23 protein-coding genes are annotated in these 24,940 nt (G+C 70.8%); 14 read left to right on the top strand and 9 right to left on the bottom strand.

Features of this window, described 5'->3' with window-relative positions; genetic code table 11:
* Positions 1 to 76 precede the first annotated feature (76 nt).
* The 5 genes from H4W80_RS55210 to H4W80_RS55190 all read left to right on the top strand — a co-directional run bounded on the left by H4W80_RS55210 (position 77) and on the right by H4W80_RS55190 (position 5,453).
* Entirely contained in the window at positions 77 to 1,330 is a 1,254-nt protein-coding gene (locus H4W80_RS55210) for an ROK family transcriptional regulator (protein WP_192792354.1), read from the top strand.
* 68 nt (positions 1,331 to 1,398) lie between these two features.
* Positions 1,399 to 2,709, top strand: coding sequence for an ABC transporter substrate-binding protein (locus tag H4W80_RS55205; RefSeq protein ID WP_192792353.1), 1,311 nt, complete (start codon positions 1,399 to 1,401; stop codon positions 2,707 to 2,709).
* Complete coding sequence (locus H4W80_RS55200; protein ID WP_192792352.1) at positions 2,699 to 3,649, top strand: carbohydrate ABC transporter permease; 951 nt, start codon at positions 2,699 to 2,701, stop codon at positions 3,647 to 3,649. Before H4W80_RS55205 ends, H4W80_RS55200 begins: the two co-directional genes overlap by 11 nt.
* A 53-nt stretch (positions 3,650 to 3,702) precedes the next feature.
* Positions 3,703 to 4,467: a carbohydrate ABC transporter permease gene (locus H4W80_RS55195; RefSeq protein WP_192794331.1), complete on the top strand. Its 765-nt coding sequence runs from the start codon at positions 3,703 to 3,705 to the stop codon at positions 4,465 to 4,467.
* Between the two features lie 227 nt (positions 4,468 to 4,694).
* Positions 4,695 to 5,453, top strand: a complete 759-nt coding sequence (locus H4W80_RS55190) for a GntR family transcriptional regulator (RefSeq protein WP_192792351.1) — start codon at positions 4,695 to 4,697, stop codon at positions 5,451 to 5,453.
* Here H4W80_RS55190 and H4W80_RS55185 read toward each other — a convergent pair.
* On the bottom strand, positions 5,431 to 7,788 hold the full coding sequence (locus H4W80_RS55185) for a GcvT family protein (RefSeq protein WP_192792350.1): 2,358 nt from the start codon (positions 7,786 to 7,788) through the stop codon (positions 5,431 to 5,433). The genes H4W80_RS55190 and H4W80_RS55185 overlap by 23 nt on opposite strands.
* Positions 7,789 to 7,858: 70 nt before the next feature.
* Here H4W80_RS55185 and H4W80_RS55180 point away from each other — a divergent pair, with 70 nt between their 5' ends.
* Both H4W80_RS55180 and H4W80_RS55175 read left to right on the top strand, forming a co-directional pair.
* Positions 7,859 to 8,764, top strand: a complete 906-nt coding sequence (locus tag H4W80_RS55180; protein WP_192792349.1) for a phosphotransferase — start codon at positions 7,859 to 7,861, stop codon at positions 8,762 to 8,764.
* A 4-nt stretch (positions 8,765 to 8,768) separates the two neighbouring features.
* Positions 8,769 to 9,368 carry a DUF4126 domain-containing protein gene (locus H4W80_RS55175; RefSeq protein ID WP_192792348.1) on the top strand — a complete coding sequence of 200 codons (600 nt, stop codon included), beginning with the start codon at positions 8,769 to 8,771 and terminating at the stop codon, positions 9,366 to 9,368.
* A 38-nt stretch (positions 9,369 to 9,406) separates the two neighbouring features.
* Here the strand turns inward: H4W80_RS55175 and H4W80_RS55170 are convergent, their stop codons facing one another.
* Together H4W80_RS55170 and H4W80_RS55165 are read right to left on the bottom strand one after the other, a co-directional pair.
* On the bottom strand, positions 9,407 to 10,201 hold the full coding sequence (locus tag H4W80_RS55170; protein ID WP_192792347.1) for an alpha/beta fold hydrolase: 795 nt from the start codon (positions 10,199 to 10,201) through the stop codon (positions 9,407 to 9,409).
* Positions 10,202 to 10,966 carry a glucose 1-dehydrogenase gene (locus tag H4W80_RS55165; RefSeq protein WP_318787526.1) on the bottom strand — a complete coding sequence of 255 codons (765 nt, stop codon included), beginning with the start codon at positions 10,964 to 10,966 and terminating at the stop codon, positions 10,202 to 10,204.
* 136 nt (positions 10,967 to 11,102) lie between these two features.
* On the opposite strand from H4W80_RS55165, the gene H4W80_RS55160 reads away from it, so the two are divergent.
* Positions 11,103 to 11,708 (top strand): hypothetical protein, encoded by a 606-nt coding sequence (locus tag H4W80_RS55160; protein ID WP_192792346.1) that lies wholly within the window; start codon positions 11,103 to 11,105, stop codon positions 11,706 to 11,708.
* A 57-nt stretch (positions 11,709 to 11,765) separates the two neighbouring features.
* Positions 11,766 to 12,344: a Uma2 family endonuclease gene (locus tag H4W80_RS55155; protein ID WP_318787525.1), complete on the top strand. Its 579-nt coding sequence runs from the start codon at positions 11,766 to 11,768 to the stop codon at positions 12,342 to 12,344.
* Here H4W80_RS55155 and H4W80_RS55150 read toward each other — a convergent pair whose 3' ends face one another.
* The 3 genes from H4W80_RS55150 to H4W80_RS55140 all read right to left on the bottom strand — a co-directional run bounded on the left by H4W80_RS55150 (position 12,345) and on the right by H4W80_RS55140 (position 15,198).
* Entirely contained in the window at positions 12,345 to 12,902 is a 558-nt protein-coding gene (locus H4W80_RS55150; protein ID WP_225964211.1) for a hypothetical protein, read from the bottom strand. It abuts the gene before it with no gap.
* 186 nt (positions 12,903 to 13,088) lie between these two features.
* Positions 13,089 to 13,670: a dihydrofolate reductase family protein gene (locus tag H4W80_RS55145; RefSeq protein WP_192792345.1), complete on the bottom strand. Its 582-nt coding sequence runs from the start codon at positions 13,668 to 13,670 to the stop codon at positions 13,089 to 13,091.
* An 844-nt stretch (positions 13,671 to 14,514) separates the two neighbouring features.
* The gene (locus H4W80_RS55140; protein WP_192792344.1) at positions 14,515 to 15,198 is read right to left on the bottom strand and encodes a helix-turn-helix domain-containing protein; all 684 of its coding nucleotides are present in this window, start codon (positions 15,196 to 15,198) and stop codon (positions 14,515 to 14,517) included.
* Between the two features lie 145 nt (positions 15,199 to 15,343).
* On the opposite strand from H4W80_RS55140, the gene H4W80_RS55135 reads away from it, so the two are divergent.
* From H4W80_RS55135 to H4W80_RS55115, 5 genes are all read left to right on the top strand, one after another.
* Entirely contained in the window at positions 15,344 to 16,549 is a 1,206-nt protein-coding gene (locus tag H4W80_RS55135) for a cytochrome P450 (protein WP_192792343.1), read from the top strand.
* Between the two features lie 5 nt (positions 16,550 to 16,554).
* On the top strand, positions 16,555 to 17,493 hold the full coding sequence (locus H4W80_RS55130) for an ATP-binding cassette domain-containing protein (RefSeq protein WP_192792342.1): 939 nt from the start codon (positions 16,555 to 16,557) through the stop codon (positions 17,491 to 17,493).
* The gene (locus H4W80_RS55125; RefSeq protein WP_192792341.1) at positions 17,490 to 18,248 is read left to right on the top strand and encodes an ABC transporter permease; all 759 of its coding nucleotides are present in this window, start codon (positions 17,490 to 17,492) and stop codon (positions 18,246 to 18,248) included. Before H4W80_RS55130 ends, H4W80_RS55125 begins: the two co-directional genes overlap by 4 nt.
* Before the next feature lie 514 nt (positions 18,249 to 18,762).
* Positions 18,763 to 19,638, top strand: a complete 876-nt coding sequence (locus H4W80_RS64180) for a serine protein kinase RIO (protein ID WP_192792340.1) — start codon at positions 18,763 to 18,765, stop codon at positions 19,636 to 19,638.
* 234 nt (positions 19,639 to 19,872) lie between these two features.
* A complete protein-coding gene (locus H4W80_RS55115) occupies positions 19,873 to 20,634 on the top strand; it encodes an alpha/beta fold hydrolase (protein ID WP_192792339.1) in 762 nt (253 codons plus the stop codon).
* Positions 20,635 to 20,704: 70 nt separating this feature from the next.
* Here the strand turns inward: H4W80_RS55115 and uvrB are convergent, their stop codons facing one another.
* The 3 genes from uvrB to H4W80_RS55100 form a co-directional block, all read right to left on the bottom strand.
* A complete protein-coding gene (gene uvrB / locus H4W80_RS55110; RefSeq protein ID WP_192792338.1) occupies positions 20,705 to 22,813 on the bottom strand; it encodes an excinuclease ABC subunit UvrB in 2,109 nt (702 codons plus the stop codon).
* 102 nt (positions 22,814 to 22,915) lie between these two features.
* A complete protein-coding gene (locus H4W80_RS55105; protein ID WP_192792337.1) occupies positions 22,916 to 23,689 on the bottom strand; it encodes a sporulation protein in 774 nt (257 codons plus the stop codon).
* Between the two features lie 9 nt (positions 23,690 to 23,698).
* Positions 23,699 to 24,940, bottom strand: a complete 1,242-nt coding sequence (locus tag H4W80_RS55100; RefSeq protein ID WP_192792336.1) for an SPFH domain-containing protein — start codon at positions 24,938 to 24,940, stop codon at positions 23,699 to 23,701.

Genomic DNA, 24,940 nt, shown 5'->3' with positions numbered 1-24,940 from the left:
ACCCCTCGACGAATTAGTTCCGTACGGTCCATAATTAATATGCTAGCGTACCGGCAACCGATCGCAGGGAGAGAGCATGGAGCAGGTCGTCGCCGCCGGCACGCAGTTCATGCGCGAGGTCAACGCCGCCGCCGTCCTGCGCAAGCTGCGGGCCGCGCCGCCGGGCGAGGCCAGCATGAGCGTCTCGGCGCTGGCCAAGTCGGTGGGGCTCTCCCGCCAGGCGGTCACCCGCTCGCTCAACGGCCTGGCCGCCGAAGGGCTCGTCGAGTTCGGTCCCCTTGACCGCGACTCCACCCGGGCGGGGCGGCCGGCGCAGCTCGTACGGTTCCGGGCGGAGGCCGGCCACGTGCTGGGCCTGTCGATCAGCCCGCAGGACGTGCGCGTGGCGCTGGCGGACCTGGCCGGGACGGTGACGGCCTCAGCCGCGGAGCAGCTCGGCACGGACCCGAGCGGCGACCAGGTGGTGGAGGCGCTCCTGACCACGGTGGAGCGGACGCTGCGCGCGACGGGCGTCACGACCGGCGACCTCTGGTTCGCCTCGGTGGGCACCCCCGGCATCGTCGACCCGGCGGCCGGGGTCATCAAGCTCATCCCGAGCATGCCCGGCCTGGCCGGCGACCTCCTCGTCCGCCGGCTGACGCAGGCGCTCGGCTGCCCCGTCTACCTGGACAACGACGTCAAGCTGGCCACGCAGGGCGAGCGGTGGCGCGACGCGGAGCGGCGCGAGGACTCCCTGGTGATGATCCACTGGGGCGAGCGGGTCGGCGCCGGTATCGTGCTGAACGGCGAGCTCTACCGCGGCGCCTCCAACGACGCCGGTGACGTGGGCTTCCTCGACCTGTTCACCGACGGCCCCTCGGCCCCCCGCCATCCGCAGGGCCTGGGCCCGTTCGAGGACCGGGTCGGCGGCGCGGAGCTCGTACGCCAGGCCACGGCCGCGGCCGGACGCGCCGCCGACGCCGCGCTCCTGGCCCGGATCGAGGCCGCGGGAGAGCACGCGCTCGAGGCCGTGCTGGACGCCGTCGCCGGCGGCGAACCGGCGGCGCTGGAGGCGCTCGACGTGGTGGCCCGCCGCTTCGCCAAGGGGATCACCGTGATCCGGGCGATCCTCAACCCGCGCCTCGTCGTCATCGGCGGGCCACTGGCCAGATGCGGCGAGACGCTGCTCGCGGCGCTCCGGCGGCACCTTTCCGGCGAGCCGCTGAACCAGCCGGCGCTGGAGGTCTCGGCGCTCCAGGAGGACGCGGTCGTCCACGGGGCGCTGCTGCACTCGCTGGACGAGATCGAACGGACCAGGTTCGGCCTGGTCAGACCGGGCTCGGCCGGATGAGGACCGGCCGCCATGAGGGCCTTGAGGACAAGACGCCACCCACCCGATTGAGGAGAGAGGTCACACGCATGACGAGACCAGCCCGGCGCGCGGCGGTCGCGGCGCTCAGCGTCACGACGGCGTTCGCGCTGACGGCCTGCGCGGGCGCCAGCAGTTCGGGGGGAAGTACGGCGACCAAGGTCAACGTATCGACCACCGTTCCGAACGACCCGGTGACGCTGACCCTCGCCTACACCAACGACCCGCCCACCAAGGCGCTCATCGACGGCTTCACCAAGAAGCACCCCAACGTCACCGTCAAGCCCCAGATGACGCCGTTCAACGACTACATCAAGTCCATCAAGCTGGCGATGTCGTCCGACTCGGCGCCGGACATCGCCCAGTACAACCCGGGCGCGATGAACTCCCTGGTCCCGGCCGGTCTCATCCTCGACCTGAGCCCGTGGTCCAAGGCCTACGGCTGGACCACCAAGTTCCCGCCGGCCAGCCTCGAGGTCCTCAGCTCCGACAAGTCGGCCAAGCAGTTCGGGACCGGCAGCCTGTACGCGGTGCCCGGCGGGCTCTCGGTGCTCGGCGTCTTCTACAACAAGAAGATCGTGAAGCAGGCGCCGAAGACGCTGGCCGAGTTCGAGGCCGCGATGCAGAAGGCCAAGGACGCCGGCCAGACGCCGCTGAGCAACGGCGCGCTCCAGGTCGGCGGGTTCCACCTGTGGAACGCCCTGCTCAACGTGACCGGCGACGTCAACGACTACCGGTCGTGGGTGTACGGCAAGCCGGGCGCGACGATCGTGAACCCGGCCGCGTCGAAGGCCACGCAGACGCTGACCGACTGGGCGAAGAAGGGTTACATCTCCGCCGGGGCGAGCGCCACGGCCGACGCCGACGCGCTGGCGAGCTTCGCCAAGGGCGGCAGCGCGTTCCTGATCACCGGCAACTGGGCGGCCTCCACCCTGGAGACCGAGATGAAGGACGACGTCGGCTTCTTCCTCATGCCCACCCCGTCGGGCGAGCCCGCGAAGGTCGCCTCGGGCGCCAGCGTCGCGTACGCCATCTCGTCGAAGTCGAAGAACCCCAACGTCGCCGCGGCGTTCCTCGACTACCTCAGCTCGCCGGAGGCGGCGAAGATCGAGTTCGACGGCGGGTTCATGCCCGTCGACACCAAGGCCGACCTGGGCGCCACGGGGCTGCGCGGCGACATCGCGGGCGTCTTCGCGCCGGTGGCGCAGGGCAACGGGATCGTCCCGTTCCCCGACTTCGCCTCCCCCGGCATGATCGACAAGCTGACTCCCGGCATCCAGGGCCTGATCAGCGACAAGATGACCCCCGACGCCTTCCTGAAGTCCCTGCAGGAGTCGTGGGACGCCCATCATGGCTCGTGAGCTGAGCCCGGCCGTCTCCCCGCCGCGGGCCGCCCCGGCCCGCGGCGGGGGGCGGGCGGCCGCCGGGCCTCCGCGCCGGAGGGGGCGGGCGCGCGGCTGGCTGTACGTGCTGCCCGCGCTGGCGGTCTACCTGGGCTTCGCCATCTGGCCGGCGCTGAACACGCTCCGCCTGTCGTTCCTGACCTGGGACGGCATCCTGCCGCCGGTCTGGGCCGGTTTCTCCAACTACATCAAGATTTTTCGTGATTCAGCGCTGTATGAGGCCATCCTGCACAGCCTCGCGCTGATCGTCTTCTTCTCGGTCATCCCCATCGCGGTCGGGCTGCTCATGACGGCGCTCCTGATGGGCAAGGTGCGCCGGGGCATGACGTTCTTCCGGATCATCTTCTTCCTCCCCCAGGTGCTGCCGCTCGTCGCCGTCGGCATCACCTGGCGCTGGCTCTACGGCGAGTCCGGCGTCGTCAACCAGTTCCTCGACCTGGTGGGGCTGGGGTCGATCACCCGCGCCTGGCTGGGCGACTACGGCCTGGCGCTGATCGCGCTCGGCCTCATCGGGACGTGGGTGATGAGCGGGTTGTGCATGATGCTCTTCCTGGCCGGCGCGCAGAAGATCGACCCGTCCCTGTACGAGGCGGCCCGGCTCGACGGAGCGGGGGCGTTCCGGCAGTTCCGGCACGTCACCGTGCCCGGGGTGCGCAGGGAGATCACGGTCGCCGGCGTCATCACCACGATCGCCGCGCTGGCCAGCTTCGACCTCGTCTTCGTCACCACGAACGGCGGCCCGGCGGGGCAGACCAACGTGCCCGGCCTGCTCGTCTACCGGCTGGCCTTCAACGAGGGCGACATCGGCGGCGCCAGCGCGCTCGCGGTCGTGCTGACCGTGATCGTGGTCGCCGTCGTGAGCGCCGTCCGATACTTCACCAGGGATGATCAGAGTTGAGAACGCTCGGCGGTGTCAGTGTCCGGTACGGAGTGCTCGTCCTGCTGGCGGTGATGGTGCTGGTGCCCTTCGCGGGCATCGTCCTGGCCGCCCTGCACCCTTCGGGCTCGCAGCTCGACGGGCTGAGCATCCCGGACCGGTGGTCGTGGGAGACCTTCGCGCTCGCCTGGGAGCGGGGCAACTTCACCAACCTCATGCGTTCGAGCGTGCTGATCGCGCTCTTCGTGGTGCCGCTCGCGGTGGCGATGGCCACGCTCGCCGGGTTCGGGCTGGCGATCCTCAAGGTGTGGGGGCACCGGACGCTGTCGTTCGGGTTCGTGATGGGGCTCACGCTGCCGATCGAGGTCATCGTGGTGGCGCTCTACTTCAACCTGCGCGAGGTCGGCCTCACCAACTCCTACGTCGGCGTCATCCTGGCCGAGGCGGCGCTGTTCATGCCGTTCGGGGTGTACTGGATGCAGACGCACTTCTCGAACGTGCCCGAGGAGCTCGTCGAGGCGGCCCGCATCGACGGCGCCCGCGACCTCGTGGTGCTGGCGCGGGTGCTGCTGCCCATCTCGTGGCCCGCGGTCACCACGCTGTCGGTGCTCTACTTCATGTGGTCGTGGAACCAGTTCATGCTGGTGCTGGTCATGATGCAGGACCCGGACCGGCGCACCGCACCGAGCGGGCTGGGGCTCTTCGTCGGCCAGTACACGACGGACATCCCGTTGCTGGCGGCGGCCTGCTTGATCGTCATCGCCCCGATCGTGGTCGTCTATCTCATCTTCCAGCGCAGCTTCGTCAGCGGGATCACCCAGGGCGCCATCAAGGGCTGACCCGCATCCCACCCACCGTCCCCGCCACCCCAAGGACCCCCCAGCCCCAGACGGCACCCGCCACCCCAACGGCCCGCGCCACGCCCCTCCCCCAGGGGACCCCAGCCACGGTCGGCGCTCGAAACCCCAACGGGCCCGAGCCACGCCCCTCCCTCCTCCAAGGGACCCCGACCCTGGGCCGTGGGCACATTTGGCATTCACGTCGAAACCCATGCCAAGATGCGCGTGTGGTCGGGACACCGCCGGAGCTGGAGCGTGGCACGGGAGTCCCCGCGCACGTGCAGATCGAGCGGTGGCTGCTCGAGTCGATCTCCAGCGGCGAGATGGAGCCGGGCGACCGGCTGCCCGGCGAGCGGGAGCTGGCCGGGCGGCTGGGCGTGAGCAGGATGACGCTCAGGCAGGCGCTGGCCACCCTGGAGCGCGACGGCGTGCTGGTCAGGGTGCCCGGCAGGTCGGGCGGCGCGTTCGTGGCCGAGCCGCGCATCGAGTGCGACCTGACCGGGCTGGCCGGGTTCACCGAGCAGATGCGGCGGGCCCACCTGCGGGCCGAGGCGCGGGTCCTGACGGCGGCGACCGTGCCCGCCCCGCGGGCGGTGGCCGCGGGGCTGGAGGTGGAGGAGGGCTCGCCGGCGCACGAGGTGGCCAGGGTTCGCTCGGCCGGGCTGTCGCCGGTGGCGCTGGAGCGCTCCTGGTTCCCGCCCCTGCCCGGCTTCCTCGACCAGGACCTCACCGGCTCCCTCTACGCCCTGCTGGCCGCCCGCTACGACCTGGAGCCGCGTACGGCGGTCGAGCACCTGGCCCCGGTGATCGCCCGCCCGGCGGAGGCCGCCGAGCTGGGCATCGCGCCCGGCACGCCGCTCATGCTCATCGAGCGCACCGCCTACGCGGGTGACGGCACGCCGGTGGAGTTCGCCCGGGACCTGTTCCGTCCCGACCGGGTCCGGATCTCGGTACGCAGCGGCGTCACGGGACCACGGGGCTCTTGACCACGACGCCCGGCACCCAGGCGCCCTCGACCTCGATCTCGACCTGGGCCCCGGGCCCGACCGGCAGGTAGGCGTAGGCGATCGACTCCTTCGCGGTGTAGCCGTAGCCGCCCGAGGTGACCCGGGCCACGACCTGCCCGTCCAGCCGTACGGGCTCGTTGCCGAGCGCGACGGCGCGCGGGTCGCGCAGCGTCACGCACCGCAGCCGCCGCTCGGGCGCCGGGTCCAGGGCGTCCCTGCCGAGGAAGTCCTTGTCCGTCTTGACGCAGAACCCCAGCCCCGCCTCGTACGGCGTCGTCTCGGGCCCGATGTCCGCGCCCCACACCCGGTAGCCCTTCTCCAGCCGCAGGCTGTCGATGGCCCGGTAGCCGCCGGCCACCAGCCCGTACGGCTCCCCCGCCCGCCACAGCTCCTGCCACAGCCCCAGCCCGTACTCGGTGGAGCAGTAGAGCTCCCAGCCCATCTCCCCCACGAACGTGACCCGCAGCGCCAGCACCGGCACGTCCCCCACGGTGATCTCCCGCGACGACATGAACGGGAAGTCCATCGGGTCGGGCGTGAGCCCGGCGATGATCTCGGGGGCGCGCGGGCCCCACAGGGCGAAGCACGCGTACTGGCCGGTGACGTCGGCGATCCTGGCCGTCGCGCCGGTGCGCGCGGCCTGCTTGCGCAGCCAGCCCAGGTCGTGCGAGCCGAACGCGGTGCCGGTGACGATCAGGAACTCCTGCTCGCCCCGCCTGGTCACGGTGAAGTCGCACTCGATGCCGCCGCGCCGGTTGAGCGCCTGGGTGTAGGTGACGGCGCCGACCTCGCGGGCGACCCGGTTGTCGCACACCCATTCCAGCAGGTCCGCCGCGTCCGGGCCGGAGACCTCGATCTTCGCGAACGAGCTCTCGTCGAACAGGCCCGCCGTGGTGCGCGTGGCCCGGTGCTCGACGCCGATCGCGGGCGACCAGAGCCGCCCGGCCCACCCGCCGGGCCGCTCCCCCTCGTCCGTCGCGTTCGAGTCGTAGTAGTTGACCCGTTCCCAGCCGGACTTCTCGCCGAAGACGGCGCCGTGGGCGGCGTGCCAGCCGTACGCGGGCGAGAGCCGCAGGGGCCGCCCCGCCGAGCGCTCGTGGCCGGGGTAGCGGATGTCGTAGTACGTCTCGTAGTTCTCGACGGCCCGCTTGATCGTGTACGACGGCGAGCGGTACTGGCGGCCGAAGCGGCGGATGTCCATGTGCCAGAGGTCCATGCTGGGTTCGCCCTCGACGATCCACTCGGCCATCACCTTGCCGATGCCGCCCGCGCCCGCGATGCCGTGCGCGCAGAATCCCGCCGCCACGAAGAACCCGCCGACCTCCGTCTCCCCCAGGCAGAACTCGTTGTCGGGGGTGAACGCCTCGGGGCCGTTGATCAGCTTGCGGATGCCGACGTCGGCCATCGCAGGCACCCGGATCCGGGAATTATCCGAAATTTCCTCAAATCTCGGCCAATCTTCGGACAGGAGGCGGCCGTTGAAGTCCGCGGGGACGGCGTCGAAGGAGTTCGGGCCGGCCGTCCAGGGCGCGCAGGTGCGCTCGTACCCGCCCATGACCAGCCCCTGCACCTCCTGCCGGTAGTAGACGAGCAGGTCGGGGTCGCGCAGCGTGGGCAGCCCCGTGCGGTCGTGGAAGGCGTCGGTCACCACGTACTGGTGCGACATGGGCACGATCGGGATCCGCACCCCGGCCATGCGGCCGAGCTCGGCCGCGAACATCCCGCCGCAGTTGACCACGATCTCGCAGTCGATGTCCCCCTGGTCGGTGCGCACGCCGGTGACGCGGCCGTTCGCCGTCGTGATGCCGAGCACCCTGGTATGGGTACGGATCATCGCCCCGCCCTCGCGGGCCCGCTGGGCCAGGGCGTAGCAGAGCTGCGAGGGGTCGATCTGCCCGTCCGTGGGCAGGTACGCGGCGCCCACGACGCCCTCGGGGTCCATGAGCGGGAACAGCTCGACGGCCTCGGCCACCGAGATCTCCTCCAGCGGCAGCCCGAACGTCCGCGCCCAGCCGATCTGCCGGCGGATCTCGGCCATGCGCTCGGGCGTGGAGGCCAGCTTGATGCCGCCGCACTCCGTCCAGCCGGCGTCGAGGGTGCGGTAGAGCTCGACGGAGTACTGGTTCATGCGGGTCAGGGTGGGATCGGCGCGCAGCTGGCCGACCAGGCCCGCCGAGTGGAAGGTGGAGCCGCTGGTGAGCTCGTCCCGCTCCAGCAGGACGACGTCGCGTTCGCCGAGTTGGGTGAGGTGGTAGGCGACGGACGCGCCGCCCACCCCGCCACCGATGATCACGATGCGGGCCGAGTCGCTCATGCTGGCGAGGCTAACCTTCGGCACGGTAAAAGGTCTAGACCGTTTAGCGCCGCCCGTCCTAGCATCGAGCATGGCCGTGCCCGAGGTGCTCGATCGCGTTCCTCTGCTGTCCGGCGTGCCGCGCTCCGTCGAGGAGTTACCCGGAGGGCTGACCAACCACAACTACAAGGTCACGACTCCGGACGGGGCGTACGTGGCGCGGGTGTGGGCCAGCGACTCCTCGCTGCTGGGCATCGACAGGGACGCCGAGCACGCGTGCTCGCTGGCCGCCGCCGCGGCCGGGGTGGGGGCGCCGGTGCACGCGTACCTGCCCGAGCTGGGGGTGCTGGTGGTGGGCTTCGTGCAGGGGCGGACGTTCACCGAGGCCGACCTCCTCGACCGGGCGAACCTCCCCCGGGTGGCGCAGGCGTGCCGCCGCCTGCACGCGGGGCCGCGGTTCGTACGGGACTTCGACATGTTCGAGGTGCAGCGGCACTACCTGGGGATCGTGCGGGAGCGGGGCTACCGGCTTCCCGCGGGCTACCTCGACTTCATGCCCGCCGTCGACGACATCCGGAAATGTCTGCAAATAAGGGCGGAAGGCACCGTCCCTTGCAACAACGACCTCCTGCCCGGCAACATCCTCGACGACGGGCGCCGCCTCTGGCTGATCGACTACGAGTACGCCGGCAACAACGACCCCTGCTTCGAGCTCGGCAACATCTGGAGCGAGTCCGACCTGCCGCTCGGCCACCTGGAGGAGCTCGTCACCGCCTACTACGGCCGCCGCCTGCGCCACAAGATCGCCCGCGCCCGGCTGCTCGGCCTCATGTCCAAGTACGGCTGGACGCTCTGGGCCTCCATCCAGGACGGCGCGAACGAGAGCATCGACTTCGACTTCTGGTCGTGGGGCATGGAGAAGTACGACCGGGCGGTGGCCGAATTCACCGGATCCGGCCTGGCGCACCTCATGGACGAGGCCGCGCGGGCAGACTAGGGGCATGTTAGCCGCACTGACCGGCCTCGGCCTGTCCACGGCCGCCGGGCTGAACGCCTACATCCCGCTGCTGGTCGTGGGCGTCCTGGCCAACCTCACCGACGCCGTGAAGCTCCCCGACGGCTACTCCTGGCTGTCCAACTGGGGCGTGCTCGCGGTGATCGCCGTCCTGCTGATGGCCGAGTTCGTCCTGGACAAGGTGCCCGCCGTCGACAGCGTCAACGACACGATCCAGACCGTGGTGCGCCCGGCCTCGGGCGGCGTGGTCTTCTCGGCCACGCAGGCGGCGGCCGAGTTCGACCACTCCACCTGGATGGCCGAGCACCCGTGGGCCGGCTGGCTGCTGGGCATCGTGATGGCGCTGGCCGTGCACGCGGTCAAGGCCGCCGCCCGGCCGGTGATCAACGCCGGGACGGCCGGGGTGGGCGCCCCGGTGGTGAGCACGGCGGAGGACGCGGGTTCGCTCGGCATGAGCCTGGTGGCCGTCTTCGCCCCCGCGCTGGTGATCGTCGCGCTGCTGGTGATGGCGGTGCTGGCGTGGTGGCTGATCAGAAAGGTACGCCGCATACGCGCCCGCAGGCGAGCGGCCCGCGGCCAGCCCTGACCAGGGCTCCCCCTGACCCGGGCTCCCCCTGACCCGGGTCACTCCTGGGCGTGCAGCCACTCCTCCACCAGGTCCACGAACTCGGCCGGGCGCTCCTCGTGCAGCCGGTGGCCGGCCCCCTCCCAGCACACGACCCTGGACGCGGGGTCCTTGAGCAGTCCCGACTCCCAGCTCGCCCGTTCCGGATCCGCCCAGATCGACAGCACCGGGCAGCGCCGGCGGGCCAGGTAGTCGTCGCTGGCCGGGCGCACCCCGATGGCGTCCGGGGCCGTGAACATGGCCTCGAACGCCTGGAGCAGCACGTGCGGCGGCATGCCGTACAGCCTGCGCTTGTGCCAGCGCCTGATGACGGCGGGGGTGCCGGCGTTCGTGCACCACTCGTCGATCTTCTCGGCGGCGGCGTGCGGGTGCTCGCCGCGCAGGCCGTCGATCATCTTGGGGAAGCGCCTGGCGACCCGGTCGGTCATGCCGTAGCCGGGGTCGACGGCGACCAGCCCGCGTACCAGCTCGGGGTGTTCGACGGCGAGGATGGAGACCACCTGGCCGCCCATCGAGTGCCCGACGGCGACCACCTGCGGGATGCCCAGACTGTCGAGGAGGGCGCGCAGGTCGCGGGCCATCTCGCGCGGTGTGTTGCCGCTCTCGGGGACGGACGAGTAGCCGTGCCCGCGCAGGTCCACGGCGATCACCCGGCGGGTGGCCGCCAGCGCGTCGATGTGCCAGGACCACTGGTGGGAGTCGGTGCCCCAGCCGTGGACGAGCAGCAGCGGGGGCCCGTCGCCGTCCTCCGTATAGAAAAGCCTGATATTTCCGCCGACGTCCGCGTACGGCATCTAGTGACCCCCACCCTCCAGTCGGGACAGCAGCGCGCTCTCTCCGGCCGTCCACCCGCCGTCCACGGCCAGCTCCGCGCCCGTCACGTACGAGGCCGCGTCGGACAGCAGGAACGCGATGGCCTCCGCCACCTCCTCGGGCTCGCCCCAGCGCCCGGCGGCGGCCAGTGGGAAGGTCCCGTCCCCCGACACGGCCCCGAGCGGCTGCGTCATCGGGGTGACGATCATTCCGGGATGTACGGAGTTGACCCGGATGCGGTCCTTGCCGAACTCCAGGGCGGCGATCTTGGTCAGCCCGCGCACGCCCCACTTGGACGCGCCGTAGCCGCCCGTGCCCGGCAGGGCGGTGAGGCCCGCGACGGACGAGAGGTTCACGACGGCGCCGCCGCCGGACTCGCGCATGGCCCTGACCACCGATTTGAGTCCCAGGAAGACGCCGACCAGGTTCACCTGGAGCACCCGCTCGAAGGCCTCCAGCGGCTGCTGCTCGATCGGCTGCGCGAGGGCGATGCCCGCGTTGTTCACGAGCCCGTCGAGCCTGCCGTACGCCTCCAGGGTGGCGGCGACCACTTCGGCCCACTGGTCCTGATTTGTCACATCGTGAGGGACAAATCGGGCACCCATCTCCTTGGCGGTGGCCGTACCCTCCTCCACCAGCACATCCGTGATCACGACCTGAGCCCCGGCCGCGACGCAGCGCCGCGCGGTGGCCGCCCCCATCCCCCGGGCGCCACCGGTGATGATCACTACCTTGCCGTCGAGCACGCCAGCCCGCCCTTCCCGCCGCTCTCCGAGAACTGAAACACAGTCCCGCCACTCTGATCAAGTGCTTGCTTGGTTTCCCGGCCGCGCCGATGCCGCCCCGGCCGACTATCCTTCAATTCATCGAGATTCACAGGAGGTGGCGGAGATCAGCGAGCTGCTTGTCGTCCTACTGGTGATCCTGGCGTTCTTCCTGCTGCTGGGCGGTGTGGGCGTCTACCTCCTGGTCAAGCTGGGCAAGAAGGCGGCGGTCAAGGCCAGGCAGGCCACCACCCGGCTCAGCACCCACGTCAACGCCATGGGCACGGGCGACGCCGCCGAGGTCGAACGCCTCCGCCTCGACCTGCGCCGCGAGGTCGCCCTCACCCGCCAGGCCGTCGACCACGCCCAGCGCCTGGGCTGGGGCCTCGGCGACCTGCCCCGCCTCATGGCCGACCTCTCCGCGCAGGCGGACGTCCACGACGGCCAGCTCGGCATGTACGCCCAGCAGCGCCGCATGTCCTCGTACGTCGACCACGCCACCCTCGACCGGCTCAGGGAGCACCAGGCCAGGCTGACGGCGATGTGCGCCCGCATCCGCGCCGACCTCCTGGGCGACCAGGTGCAGCACACCGCCACCGGCATCGCCGACCTCGGCTCCCGCACCGACCTCGAGATCGAGGCCCGCCGCCACGCCCCCGACCCGCTTGACCAGATCGACGAGCTCTACCGCCGCTCGATGGAAGAACGCAAAGACCGCCCCTGACGACTACTCCACGTGGCAAAATAGGCGCGCTGCGTGAAGATCTGAGGAGGGTGACTGGTGACCGCGGCCCTTCCTGAGTGGTTCTATCCCGGCCCTCCCGGCGGCTGGACCGCCGACATGCTCGATCACCTTCCCGCTGACGCGCCCCGGCACGTCGAGTTGATCGATGGGTCGCTCATCTTCAGGTCCCCGCAGACCGGCTTCCACATGCTCGTAGTTCGGTGGTTCTCGAGGTCGCTTCGCCCGCCGCGGGAGCTCATGGCCGTTGACCAGATGACGGTGACGCTGGGAATGCGTCAGCGGCCGGAGCCGGATGTCCTTCTGGTCAAGAGAGCGGCTTTCAGCATGCAACGCGCCTCGTTCAAGCCCGAGGATGTCCATCTCGTCGTCGAGGTGGTCTCGGCGGAATCCGAGGAGAGGGATCGATTCACCAAGCCGATCAAGTATGCAAACGCGGGCATCAGGCACTTCTGGCGAGTGGAGGAGGATGGCCAGCCCGTGGTTTACACGTTTGAGCTTGAGCCCGCAATCAAGGCTTATGTCCCCACCGGCATCCATCGCAAGCGGCTACAGACCAACATCGGATTCGACGTGGACATCGACATCGACCTCGACCTGGACAAGGCCGAGGAATGATCAGTCGTCCCACTCCCGGTAGATGAACGCCGCGAGCTCCGCCTCCGTGGCGCCATCGTTGGCCAGGGCCTTGGTGGCCTGGGCCTGGGCCCGGGTGGGGAGCCGGCCCTCGATGAGGATGGGCAGCGACAGGCGCCGCAGCAGCACCTCGGACTCCGAGACCCCGGACGGCCGGCGGGTGACGGCCACGTTCACCCGCAGCGCGTGCTCGTTGCCGGGCGGGGCGGCGGGGCGGTCGATCTCGATGGCGGAGTAGCGGAACCCGTTGGCCAGGTCGCAGGCGGCGCACCCGGCCGGGCCCCTGCTGAGCCGATCGCCGCACTCGGGGCAGGTCAGGCGGTCGTAGGCGGCGTCCACCACGCGCCATGGGTGCTTGTCGGGCTCGTCGGTGACCATTTCGGCGATGAGGCGCTCGTCCGGCGGCCGGGTGGTGCCGAACTCCCGTTCAAGGAACGCGCGCCAGCCCTCCTCGACGATCTCGTCGACCAGTCCGGCGCACCGGGGACAGCCAGGGGCTCCGGCCGGCTCCCAGTGGTCGCATTCCGGGCAACGTCGCATGCCCGCACCGTACAAGTCCGGCTGGATCCACCGCACCGCATTTTTGGCGAAATGACGGCCGAGTTCGACACCGCAGGACCTCGGCTTTCCTCCTGCATCGCGCCGCCCGCGGCACGCCGGCTCCGTGCGCGGCCGGACGGGCCCGGCACCGCGCCGGCCTCCGGCCGCTCGCCGCGGCCGAGCAGCTCAGCCGATCCTGGCGTAGCGCAGGAGGACGTTGTCGGAGCCGTCGAGGCGGCGGACCTCCTCGACGGTGAACCCCTCGACCGGCTGGGTGAAGATCGGCGTCCCCTCGCCGAGCGCCTTCGCTCCGACGACCAGGTGCAGCTCGTCGACGAGCCCGGCGCGGAGCAGGGCGTTCCACGTGATCCGGCTGCCGAAGGTGACGATGTCGCCGCCGGCGCGCTGCTTGAGCTCCTTGACCCACCCCTCGGCCTCGGCGCGCTTGACCACGGTCGTCCGGTCCGCCCACGGCGCGATGTCCTCGTCCGTGAGCGAGTCCGAGACGACGCTGACCTCGATCCGCCCGTAGATCCCGCCGAACTCCTGATTCACCGGGGACGCCTCGGGGTTGTCCGCCTGAGCGGGCCAGAACCCCATGAACATCCGGTACGAGTCGGCGCCGAGCAGCAGCGACCCGGCGGCCTGGATCCGCTCCAGGTTGTAGGCGTCGAAGGCGGCGTCCATCGGCAGCACGAGCGGGTTGCCGTCCGCTGCCGCGTAGAAGCCGTCCAGGGACATGATGTTGCAGACAACGAGTTTCGCCATCTCAGGCACTCCGCTTCTTCCGTCGATCAGCTTCGCGCCCACCCTGCCCGGAGGGCTCGTCGGCCGACAGGGGCAAATGTCACCAGACGCGCGATGACTTTCACTGCATCGACCGAGGCCAAGCGCGTTGCGGGAACTCGCCGGGCTCGACGCGGGCATCTCGCCATGAACGGCTGCGGCGCCATGACCGTGGACGACGAGGCGGTCCAGCGAGCGCTACCCGCGGCGAGGGAGCGCCGGGCACGGGGAGTGTGCTGGCGCACGATGACGCCGATACGGGGCCGCCACGTACTGCGGTGAGCGATGGCGGCCTCGTGGTGCTCGACGGCGATCGTCGGAGGGCGGCCGGGCTGCCCGCGTCGCTCACCGTCCTCGACCGCCGGGCGGCCCTGCTGCCCGCCGACCGGGGGCGGCGACGGGCTTGGGCGCGTCCGGACGGACGCGGCGGCGTACCGTGCCGTGCTGTGGATGCCGTCGGCCGCGAGCAGCAGATCGGCCCACCGCCTCGCCGCCCCCTTAGGGGCTGTCCTGGCCTGGCGGATGCCCGTCACCTCGGCGCCGATACGGATCCGCTCGCCCGGCCCGTACCGCAGGCCAGCACGCGCCACAGGCCAGCACGCGCCACAGGCCAGCACGCGCCACAGGCCAGCACGCGCCACAGGCCAGCACGCGCCGCAGGCCAGCCCGGTGGCCGACGCGATGGCCAGCCCGGTGGTCGGCGCGGTGGTCGGTGTGGTGGCTGGCGAGCGCCTGCGCGTCCGTGCCGAGGGTGGCGGCGGGCCCGCCGTGCTCCCGGACGGCCGGGATCCGCGCCGCTCTCCCGGCAGATCGCCTGCTGAGCCGATCACGACAGCAGGTCGCGCCAGCGCTCGGCCGACTCCAGGGTGTCCAGGCTGATCCGCTCCAGGAAGGCCCCGCCCTTGGCCAGCCGGCGCCCCACGGGGGTGTCGAGGCCGAACCTCTCCCCGGCCGCCTTCGCGAACTCCGCCGCCTCGAGGCTCTGTTGTGAGCCGGTCACGATCGAGTGGTACCAGGCATCGTCGTCGACCGTGTAGATGTCGCGACGCCGTCGCGGATCGCGCTCGCGCCCGATCAGTCCCTGCTGGAGCAGGTAGCCCACAGCCATGGAGACGGAGGCCGGGCTGACCTGCAGCGTGCGCGTCAGCTCGGCCGCGGTGAGTTTGCCGTCCTCGCTCAGCCACAGGCCGATGAGCACGCGCGCCATCATCTTCGGCAGCCCCATCCGGACCGCCATCTCGATGACCTCGTCCTCCGTCTCGCGCCTCTCGTCGTCCGGCGGCTTGGCCGCGAACTGGAGAGCCGGCGTGCCGCGCCGCGCCCGCCGCTCCGTCGCCCGGTGTGCCTGCTCGGGCCGGTAACCGCCGGGGCCGCCGTTGCGGCCCACCTCGCGGCTGATCGTCGAGGTCGGCCGGTCCAGCCGCCTGGCGATCTCGGCGTAGGAACGCCCTTCGGCGAGGCCGGCCGCGATGCGCTGGCGGTCCCGCTGGGTCAACCTTCCTCGTGACATGACGCCATTGTTGCGTTCGCCGCCACTCAATGCAACGAAACATTGCATTCAGGTCCAGCGTCGATGCATCAATTTGCCGAGAATGACCTGGGAGAACGCGTTTCGTCGATTGCAGTCGTCTTGAATGCAACGTAGCTTTCAAAACATGTCGAACACGTACTATCGCGATCAGCCGGTCAGCCCCTCCTTCGACCGCGCACCCGCCTGCCCCTTCGACCCCGCCCCCGAGGTCACCGCGCTCCGTGCCGAGCAGCCGATCGCCCGGCTGGCCGCGCCCGAGGACGCCCCCGGCGTCTGGCTGGTCACCGGCTACGGGGTGGTCCGCCAGATCCTCGCCGACCCGCGCTTCAGCTCCCGCTACGAGACCCAGTACTACCCGCAGATGGGATACCTGCCGCCCGCCCCCATCGGCGACCTGACCGGCATGGACGCGCCCCAGCACACCCGCTTCCGCAAGCTGCTGGCGGGCAAGTTCACCGTCCGCAGGATGAACCTGCTCACCGAGCGGGTCACCGAGATCACCCGTGAACGGCTCGACGCGATGGAGCGGCAGGGGCCGCCCGCCGACCTCGTCGAGGTCTTCGCCCAGCCCGTCCCCGCGCTGATGATCTGCGAGCTGCTCGGCGTGCCGTACGAGGACCGCGAGCAGTTCCAGACCGCCACCCGGGCCCTCTCGGACGCCCCCGAGCCCGAGGCGCAGTACGCCGCCTTCATCGAGCTCGGCAAGTATCTGGGGACGCTCGCGATCGCCAAGCGCGCGAACCCGACCGACGACCTGCTCAGCGACCTGGCCACGGGCAGCGACCTGACCGACGAGGAGCTCGGGGGCGTGGCCGCCTTCCTGCTCGGCGCCGGCCTCGACACCACCGCCAACATGCTCGCGCTCGGCACCTTCGCCCTGCTGCGCGACCCGGCCCAGCTCGCCGTCCTGCGCGACGACCCCGACCTGGCCGCCGGCGCCGTGGAGGAGCTGCTGCGCCACCTGTCCATCGCCGCCACCGGCATGCGCGGCGTGCTGGAGGACGTCGAGCTCGGCGGCAAACAGCTCAAGGCCGGCGACACGGTCTTGATCGCGCTCAACGCCGCCAACAGGGACCCCGCCAAGTTCACCGACCCCGACGTGCTCGACCTGCGCCGTCCGGCCACCGGGCACCTGGCCTTCGGCCACGGCATCCACCAGTGCCTCGGCCAGCAGCTCGCCCGCGTCGAGATGCGCGTCGCCTTCCCCGCGCTGCTCACCCGGTTCCCGACGCTGCGGCTCGCCGTACCGGCGGATGAGGTGCCGCTGCGCACCGACCCCGCGCAGATCTACGGCGTGCGCAGCCTGCCGGTCACCTGGGACCGAGGGTGACGACCGTGCGGACCATTGAACCTGCCATCTCGGTGACGGGACTGCGCAAGTCGTACGGCTCGCACCGCGTACTGGACGGCATCGACCTCACCATCCCGCAGGGCACGATCTTCTCCCTGCTCGGCCCCAACGGCGCGGGCAAGACCACCATGGTGCAGATCCTGTCCACCCTGATCAGGGCCGACGCCGGCGAGATCCGGGTGGCTGGGCACGACCTGGCGAGAGAGCCCGAAAAGGTACGGGCCGCGATCGGCGTCACCGGCCAGTTCTCCGCCGTCGACAGCCTCCTCACCGGCGAGGAGAACCTGCGGCTCATGGCCGACCTGCTCCACCTCGGCCGTTCCAGGGGCCGTGAGCGGGCCCGCGAGCTGCTGGAGCGCTTCGACCTCACCGACGCCGCGCGCAAGCCGGCGGTCACCTACTCGGGCGGCATGCGCCGCCGGCTCGACCTCGCCATGACCGTGATCGGCACGCCCAAGCTGATCTTCCTCGACGAGCCGACCACGGGCCTGGACCCGCGCAGCCGCCGCACCATGTGGCAGATCGTCAGGGACCTGGTCGAGCAGGACGGTGTGACCGTCTTCCTGACCACGCAGTACCTGGAGGAGGCCGACGAGCTCGCCGACCGCATCGCCCTGCTCAGCCAGGGCGAGCTGGTGGCCGAGGGCACCCCGGCGGAGCTCAAGCGGCTGGTCCCCGGCGGCCACATCGTGGTGCGCTTCGCCGACGCCGACGGCTATCGCCGGGCCGCCCCGCACGTCGGCGCCACCTCGCACAACGACGCGGCGCTCACCGTCCAGATCCCCGACTCCGGCGGCGTCAGGACGCTGAAGAAGCTCCTGGAGTGGCTGGACGCCGAGACCATCGACGTCGCCGAGCTGTCGGTGCGCACGCCCGACCTGGACGACGTCTTCCTCGCCCTGACCAAGGAGCCCTCCCGATGAGAGCGATCACCGACTCGGCGACGATGCTGCGCCGCCAGGTCAGACACATCTGGCGCTCCCCCTCGCTGATCTTCACGTTCGCCGCGGTCCCCGTGGTGTTCCTGCTGCTGTTCGTGTTCGTCCTCGGCGGCACCATGGGCGCGGGCATCGGCGGCGACCGCGCCGCCTATGTCGGCTACCTCGCCCCCGGCATCATGATCACGACGATCGCCGGGGCCGCTCAGGGCACCGCGATCTCGGTGGCCACCGACATGACCGAGGGCATCATCGCCAGGTTCAAGACCATGGCCATCGCCCGGGTCTCGGTGCTCACCGGGCACGTGCTCGGGGCGATGGTGCAGACGTTCATCGCGATCGCGGCGGTGACCCTGGTGGCCCTGCTGATCGGCTTCCGCCCGTCCGCCTCCGCGCTGGACTGGTTCGGCGTGGCCGGGGTGCTGGCCATGTTCACCTTCGCCATCACCTGGTTGTCGGTCGCGCTCGCCCTGGTCTCCAAGAGCGTCACCACGGCCAGCAACCTGCCGATGCCGCTGATGCTGCTGCCGTTCCTCGGCAGCGGTTTCGTACCGACCGAGTCGATGCCGGCCGGGTTGCGCTGGTTCGCGGAGCACCAGCCGTTCACCCCCGTCATCGAGACGCTGCGCGCGCTGCTGGCCGGCCGCCCGGCCGGCGCCGGCTTCGCGGAGGCAGCCGCCTGGAGCGCGGGCATCGCCCTGGCCGGATATCTGTGGGCGCGCCGGCTCTACAACCGATGAGACCGGCCTTCTTGACCGGTCAGGCATCCGTGGTTCCGCCTCGCCTTCATCTCGTGCCCCTGGAACCCGCGACCGCTGACACCGGTTCCGAACTGCCGCGCCACGGCGGGACAGGCGGGCGATGCGGCGCAAGGGCCGCACAAGGTGCCGGGCGGGCCCGGACGTCGATCTGCCGTCGAACCCGCGCTCGACGGTGCGGACGGGAGCCTGGCACCGGGATCATCTCCGCAGCCCCGGCGGTCGCGTAGTCCCGTCCCGCCCCGGGTGACAGGGGTGGCGGCGGGGGCGTCATTTAATCGGTTGCGAGGGCCGGGCGGGCACCGGCATACTCGGGAGCCGAGTTGATCGCTCGGCGGCGGCTTTACCATGATCGCCGCGCCGTGCCGCGAAGGGAGGGGTGAGACCGTGATGACGACTGTTCGCGTGCCGTTTTCCGCGTCCTCAAACCTTCCCACCGCGCGTTCGCTGACCTGATCGACGAGCCGGTGGGCCTCACACCAGGAGCAATCCCACCGTGCCCAAGCACTCGCAGCACCGTACCCGTGGCAAGCATGCCCTCGACGCCGACGACCTCGAATGGCTGGAGAGCAGTCCCGAGACCGACGACGGGCCGCCCGAGGGTGACCGCTGGTCCACCTGGGACCAGAGCACTCCCACGGAGAAGGGGCCCAAGCCGTACCCCGGCTGGCTCGTCACCGAGCTGGCCGCCGTCGACACCGAGCACGGCGTGCTCAAGACCGGCAAGGAAGCCGACGTCCACCTGATCTCGCGGGGCGTGCCCGGCACCGACCGGGTCTGCCTGCTGGCCGCCAAGCGCTACCGCTCCTCCGATCACCGGCTGTTCCACCGCGACTCCGGCTACCTGGAGGGCCGCAGGACCCGCGAGAGCCGCATGAACCGCGCCATGGCCAACCGCACCGCGTTCGGCAAGCAGGTGATCGCCGCCCAGTGGGCGGTCGCCGAGTTCGGGGCGCTGTGCCGGCTGTGGGAGCTCGGGGTTCCCGTGCCGTACCCGGTGCAGATCGTGGAGACGGAGATCCTGCAGGAGTTCATCGGGACGCCGGACGGGTACGCCGCGCCGCGGCTGGCTCAGGTCTCCGACGACCTGGACGGGCTGTGGGAGCAGCTCGTGGCGGCCATGGTGACGCTGGCCAGGGAGGGTTTGGCTCACGGGGACCTGTCGCCGTACAACCTGCTGGTCCATGACGGCAGGCTGGTGATCATCGACCTGCCGCAGATCGTGGACGTGATCGCACACCCGACCGGCCCCTCGTTCCTGGACCGGGACGCTCACAACGTCGCCACCTGGTTCGCCGCCAAGGGCGTCCCGGCCGCCGACCCGGACTCCCTCGCCGCACTCCTCCGCAAGGAGGCGGGCCTTTCCCTGTGATCGGGCTGCCGTCCACGGCTCGACGTCCTGCGCCGCGCCGCCGCGCGGATGGCGACGCGGGACGGCCGGACGGCGGTGCGAAACGGCGGTGCGGGGACGGCCGGACCGGTCGCTGGGGCGGGTGGGTTGAGCGGGTTTCGGGTGGCAGGAGCGACCTGCGTGGACTTCGGAGCTGCTGATCGTTTGCGCAGGTCGTAGGTATATTGGCCCCGAGATCCGACGAGGAGGGCCGTCATGCACGATGCCGTCGTCCATCCCAGCGGCGCTCGCATCCGCTGGGTAGAGCTGCCGGGTGCGGAACCGTCGCGCGTCTACGTCCACGGTCTCGGCGCGACCTCGGCCCCCTACTACGCCGAGGTCGCCGCCCATCCCCTCCTCCCGCAGCACCGGTCCCTGCTGATCGACCTGCTCGGGTTCGGGATCAGCGACCACCCCCGGGACTTCGCCTACACGCTGGAGACCCACGCCGACGCCCTGGCCGAGGCGTTGCGTAAGGCGGGGGTCGCCGGGGCGTCGGTGATCGCGCACAGCATGGGCGGCGCGGTGGCGATCGTGCTCGCCTCGCGTCACCCGGAGCTGATCGCCAACCTGGTGCTCGTGGACGCCGACCTCGACCCCGATCGCCCGGCCCCCGTGCGGCCGGGCGGCGGCGGCATCGCGAGCTACACGGAGGAGGCGTTTCTGTCGCACGGGTGGAAGGAGGTGCGCGAGCGCGTGGGGCCGCACTGGTGGTCCGCCATGCGGCTGGCGGACCTGCGCGGGCTCCACCGTACGGCCGTCAGCCTGGCGGCGGGCACCACACCCCCCATGCGGCGGCTCCTGCAGGACCTGCCGATCCCCCGCGCCTTCCTGCACCCGGAGGGCGACCCGCCCGAGGACGCCGGCAGCCTGCGGGCGAGCGGTGTCCGGGTGGTCGGCATTCCCGAGTCGGGGCACGGCATCATGCTCGACGAGCCCGAGGCCTTCGCTCGCGCCCTGGCGGATCTCCTCCCCTGAGAGCGAGCTGCCCCGGAGCCCCGCGGGCGCCTCTTGCTCCGTGCGGAGGGGAGGCGCCGGGCGGGCGGCGTTACTTGACGCCGGCCTCGCGCATGTCGCGGAGCTCGCGCTTGAGCTCCTTGATCTCGTCGCGCAGCCGCGCCGCCACCTCGAACTGCAGGTCGGCCGCCGACTGGTGCATCTGCTCGGTCAGCGACTCGATCAGGGACTCCATCTGCGCCCGCGGCATCTCGCCGGCGATGGCCTTGGCGTGCTGGCCGGCCTGCTTCGCGGCGAAGCCGGGCACGGGGGCCTTGCCGCGCGACTGCTGGCGGCCGCCGCCCAGGAGCCGGTCGGTGTCGGCGTCCTCGCGCTGCAGGGAGTCGAGGATGTCGGCGATCTTCTTGCGCAGCGGCTGCGGGTCGATGCCGTTGGCCTCGTTGTAGGCCATCTGCTTGGCCCGCCGCCGGTTGGTCTCGTCGATCGCCCGCTCCATGGACGGCGTGATCTTGTCGGCGTACATGTGGACCTGGCCGGACACGTTACGGGCGGCACGGCCGATGGTCTGGATCAGCGACGTCTCCGAGCGCAGGAAGCCCTCCTTGTCGGCGTCGAGGATGGCCACCAGCGACACCTCGGGCAGGTCGAGGCCCTCGCGCAGCAGGTTGATGCCGACGAGCACGTCGAACTCGCCCGTGCGCAGCTCCCGCAGCAGCTCGATGCGGCGCAGCGTGTCGACCTCGCTGTGCAGGTAGCGCACCCGGATGCCGAGCTCCAGGAGGTAGTCGGTGAGGTCTTCGGACATCTTCTTCGTCAGCGTGGTGACCAGCACGCGCTCGTCGCGCTCGGCCCGCTGGCGGATCTCGTGGACCAGGTCGTCGATCTGGCCCTTGGTCGGCTTGACCACGATCTCGGGGTCGACCAGGCCGGTCGGGCGGATGACCTGCTCGACGACCTCGCCCTTGGCCCGCCCCAGCTCGTAGGGCCCGGGCGTGGCCGACAGGTAGACGGTCTGGCCGATGCGCTCCAGGAACTCCTCCCACTTCAGCGGCCGGTTGTCGAGCGCCGACGGCAGCCGGAACCCGTGCTCGACCAGCGTGCGCTTGCGGGAGGCGTCGCCTTCGTACATGGCGCCGATCTGCGGCACGGTCTGGTGGGACTCGTCGAGGACGAGCAGGAAGTCCTCGGGGAAGTAGTCGAGCAGCGTGTTGGGCGCGCTGCCGGCCTCGCGCCCGTCCATGTGGCGCGAGTAGTTTTCGATGCCGGAGCAGGTGCCGATCTGCCGCATCATCTCGATGTCGTACGTCGTGCGCATCCGCAGCCGCTGCGCCTCCAGCAGCTTGCCCTGGCGCTCCAGCTCCTCCAGCCGCTCGGCCAGCTCCGCCTCGATGCCCGCCACGGCGGCGGCCATGCGCTGCTCGCCCGCGACGTAGTGGGAGGCGGGGAAGATGTAGAGCTCCTCGTCCTCCGTGATGACCTCGCCGGTCAGCGGGTGCATGGTCGAGAGCTTCTCGATCTCGTCGCCGAACATCTCGATGCGCACGGCCAGCTCTTCGTACTTCGGGATGATCTCGATCGTGTCGCCCCGGACCCGGAAGGTGCCCCGGGTGAAGGCCAGGTCGTTGCGCGTGTACTGCATGTCGACCAGGCGGCGCAGGAGCTGGTCGCGGTCGACGTCCATGCCGACGCGCAGCCTGGCCATGCGGTCGACGTATTCCTGCGGCGTGCCCAGGCCGTAGATGCACGACACGGAGGCGACCACGATGGTGTCGCGGCGGGTGAGCAGCGAGTTGGTCGCCGAGTGGCGCAGCCGCTCGACCTCGTCGTTGATCGAGGAGTCCTTCTCGATGTACGTGTCGCTCTGCGGGACGTACGCCTCAGGCTGGTAATAATCGTAATAAGAAACGAAATATTCGACCGCGTTGTTGGGCAGCATCTCCCGCAGCTCGTTGGCGAACTGCGCGGCGAGCGTCTTGTTGGGCTGCATGACCAGCGCGGGCCGCTGCAGCCGCTCGATCAGCCAGGCGATGGTCGCGGTCTTGCCGGTGCCGGTGGCGCCCAGCAGCACGTTGTCCTTCTCTCCGGCCTTGACGCGGCGCTCCAGCTCGGCGATGGCCGTGGGCTGGTCGCCGGAGGGAGTCATCTCGGTGACGACCTCGAAAGGCGCCACCTTCCGCTGCAAATCTGTGACCGGTCGCATGGTGCCACTGTAGGCGTCCCGACCGACAGAAACGGTCGTGCCCCCTCTGGCCGCCGCCGGGGTCCCCGCGCCCCGGCGGCGCACCTCAAGCCCAGGGCCCGATCAGAACCAGCCGCGGTGGCGGGCCATCTGCTCCAGACCGCGCTGCAGCGCCGCGTCCGCCGCGTGCGGCGGGTCGTCGTAACGCACGGTGAAGCGGTTGTACGCGTCGTGGCTGGAGGTCAGGAAGCCGCCCCGCTTGTCGGCCTCCAGGATGACGTCCATCTGCCGCGCCCCGGCGATGAACGTCAGTTCGAGCTCGTTGAAGTGGCGCCGCCACTGCCCGCCCGCGTAGTACTCGATCTCCTGGAAGAACGGCATCGTCGAGCCGTACAGCGTGCCGCGCTCCAGGTCGGCCTTCTTGAACCCGAAGCCCAGCCGGTCGAGCGCGGCGATGACGTGATCCTGGGCCGGCAGCGGGCTCACGTACAGCGGGTCGAGGTCGCCCTTGTCGAGCGCGCCCGCCAGCGCCAGCTCCGTCTGGACGCCCAGCTTCATGCCGTGCAGCGGATGCCCGGCGATGGCGCTGATCGGCGTCTCCCAGGGGACCTGGATCTCGAAGGGCTGCTGGTGCTGCGCGCCCGCGGCGAGCTGGAACGTCCCGGCGACCTGCTGGCGCAGGAAGCTGTAGGTCGTCTTGTACTCGTTGTCGCCCGACTCGACCTCGACGACCGCGGTCAGGTCGATGTGGATGCCCTCGACCTTGTAGTCGGAGTTGCCGCCGCGGAAGTGGACGACGCCGCGCAGGACCTCGCCGGGACGCACGCCGGTGTTGGTCAACACCGTGTCTACCTCGACGCCCGCGCCGAACGCGGCCATCAATTTGCGGAACACCATGGGGTTCTCCTAAGCGGAAGGTGTGTGGCCGTTCACTTGGCCGTTTCCTGTGCCCGAGATGCGGGGGAGCAACTGGGCGAGGAGGAGGGTGGAGAGCGCGGAGTCCGACTGGCCCTGCTGGGTGCGTACGACCAGCGGCTGGGGGGCGTTCTCCGCGAGTTTGGCGCCCACGTCGAGGCGCCTGCGGGCCAGCTCGTACTGCAGCACGGCCCGGTTGTCCCGGTACGACTCGGCCAGCCGGCGCAGCGCCTTGGCCTCGTTCTCGGCGGCGGTCAGCTCGGCCCGGCCGCGCGCCTCGATCTCCCATGTCACGCGCTGCGCCTCGGTCTCCTGCTCCTCCAGCATGCGCGCCACGTCCTTGCGCGCCTTGTTGTGGGCGGCCTTGACCTCGACGACGCGGGCGTCACGGGTCTTCTTGGAGCGCTCGATCTCCATCAGCAGGGTGTCGATGCGGCGCTTGCGGGTCAGCTCCCACTCGCGCTCGTAGGCCGAGAGCTCCTTGGCCACCTTCTCGCGGGTGGCCAGGTGCTGCTGGTACTGGTCGGGCAGCTGGACGTCGGGGATGTTGGCGCCCGTGATGCGCACGCCGTACCGGCCGAGCTGGCGGTTGAGCGCGTCCTGCATGTCGCCGACGTCGGAGCCGCGCAGGTCGTAGGCGCGCTCGGTGTTGACGCGGCGGCTGCGCTGCCTGATCGCGTCCTGCACCGCGCTGGAGAGCACCAGGTCGAAGTTGCCCGCGCCGATCGTGCGGACGAACGCGACGGGGTCCACGATGCGGAACTTGAGGAAGAACTCGATCGACTTCAGCGGCACGTTCTCGGCCGTGGGGCAGGCCACGATCGGCGCCGAGTACGGGATCTCCGTGGAGGTGTCGACGACCGCGTCCACCCGGTCCCACGGCAGCCACAGGTAGTGGCGGCCCGGCGGGAGGGTGCCGGTGATGGCGCCCCAGCGGCTGCGTACGCCGGTGGTGCCCTCCTCGATCTCGATGATCGCCTTGCGCCACATCGTGACCATGGCCACGACCAGGAAGAACAGCGCCAGCAGCGCGGCGATCACGGTGAGGTCGGTCAGGACCGCCATCCCGGCGAAGTACAGCCCCAGGAACACCAGCGCCATCCAGGCGAAACCGCGCCGGTCCTTGGGGATGACGACGGGGACGAGCTGGCCCTGCTCGCCGCCGCGCAGGAGCTGGCGGATGTCGCCCCAGGAGGCCAGCGACTCCTTGATCTTCGAGAACTCGCGGCTCAT

Origin of the sequence: Nonomuraea angiospora (assembly GCF_014873145.1) — a bacterium.
In the GTDB taxonomy this organism is placed as follows: domain Bacteria; phylum Actinomycetota; class Actinomycetes; order Streptosporangiales; family Streptosporangiaceae; genus Nonomuraea; species Nonomuraea angiospora.
The sequence above is the reverse complement of the archived record's forward strand: the minus strand, read 5'-3'. Positions and strand labels throughout refer to the sequence as shown.